This is a genomic window from Anaerolineales bacterium (assembly GCA_022866145.1).
GTDB lineage: Bacteria > Chloroflexota > Anaerolineae > Anaerolineales > E44-bin32 > PFL42.
On record JALHUE010000387.1, the window covers coordinates 1 to 1,578 of the forward strand.

1 protein-coding gene is annotated in these 1,578 nt (G+C 66.6%); it reads right to left on the reverse strand.

Annotated elements, in window-relative coordinates; all coding sequences use genetic code 11:
• Window positions 1-215: 215 nt before the first annotated feature.
• On the reverse strand, window positions 216-1,578 hold a 1,363-nt coding region (locus MUO23_11725), incomplete at its 5' end, for a hypothetical protein (protein ID MCJ7513625.1).

Consider the following 1,578-nt stretch of genomic DNA (forward strand, 5'->3'; position numbering starts at 1 on the left):
ACACGTCGTTGACGGCCGGGCCGTTCTCGGTTCGGGTTGAAGGCCTGACGCAAGGACCGCACATTCTGGCTGTGCGGGCGACAGACCTGGCGGGGAACCAGGTAACCAGCCCGCCTCTGGAACTCGATATCGCCCCTGGTTAACCGATAGACCCAACGCAGCGAGCCCGAGGACCCCGCCTCGGGCTCGCTGATTTCACCCCCGTGCGGGTCAGTCTAGCCGGGTACGTCAACGTAGGCGAAGTTGACGTTTGTCTTCTCCTCGTTCGGGTCGAGCGACACCGTGCGGTACGGATCCGCGTTGACTGGGAAGGAGGGATCCACGGGGGCCCAGCCATACGGCGCGGTTGGCTCCAGAGATGACGTGTCGACGGTCACGCAGTACGTTCCCTCCGGAAGGCCGTTGAATTTGTAGTAGCCGTCCGAGTTGATGCCTGTTGACTTGTATCCGGTCGACGAACACGAACCCTGACCGAGCTTCACCTTGCCGTCCTTGAAGCCGCCAGATAGGTTTGTGACTCGTCCGGCGATCGAGCCAACGGGCACAGGCGTGGGGGTAGGAGGCACGGGGCAGACACCGGGGTCATCGGCCTCGGGCGTGAAACCGGCGCCCCAGCGGCAGGTGCTGTCGACTGCGGAGACGGCCTTGAGCGGGTAGTTGCTGCTGTCGTTGGCGGGGGAGCCGGCCTCGGCCAGGGTGAACCGGTCGTGGTAGTCGGCCCAGGCTGGATTCCGGACGCCTTCGTCCGTCCAGCCGCCCCACAAGAACTCCCCGTACTGGCCGATCAAGGAGTTCTTGACGGCGATCTCGATTTCGGAGGCGCCGCTGGGAGCGCGCCGGATCCAGGCCGCGTCCGGGTCGGTTCCGTAGCCTTCATCGAAGACCAGCTCATCGTACCCGGTGCCACTGGTGACCGGCGCATCGGTAACCATCGGGCGGCTGGCGCCCACATCGTTGTTCGTGTCGCGATAGGCGCGCACGCCGTCGGATGTCCAGGTCGAATCAGGCGGAGCCTCCCCGGCGATCAGCCAATCCCCGCGCCCGTCCTTGTCCATGTCGATTTCGATGGCGTAGGTGGCGGGGCTGTCCTCGGGAGGGAGCCCTTCAATGAACAAGGTGAAGTAGATCCACGGGGCGCCGACGGCATACTCGACGCGGGTCAAATCGAGGTGTGCCTGGTAGTCCATGGCGTCGGCCGAGAACGGCCTTTCCAGCCAGTTGCGGGTGTAGTCATCGCCAATCGCCCGGCGCTCGTTGGCCAGCGCCTTGGACGAGCGGTCGTAGACGAAGTTGGTGGCGCCGCCTGGGTTGCCGGGCTGGGCGGCATGCACCACCGGTGGGCGTGTGGTGGGAGAGGGCTCGGGGGTCTCGGTGGCCGTCGCCTCGGGGGCAGCGGTGTCTGCCGGCGCTCCTGGGGTGGCCGCTTCCGGCGCAGGCGGCTGGCCGGCCTGCGTCCCGACGGCGGCCTGGGTCTGGGTCAGGGCGACGGCGACATCAATCGAGGGCGCGTTCCCCGTGACGTTGCAGCTGAGGGCCACGAGCGCGAGTGCCGACAACCCTAGGACGAAAGTGCGGACA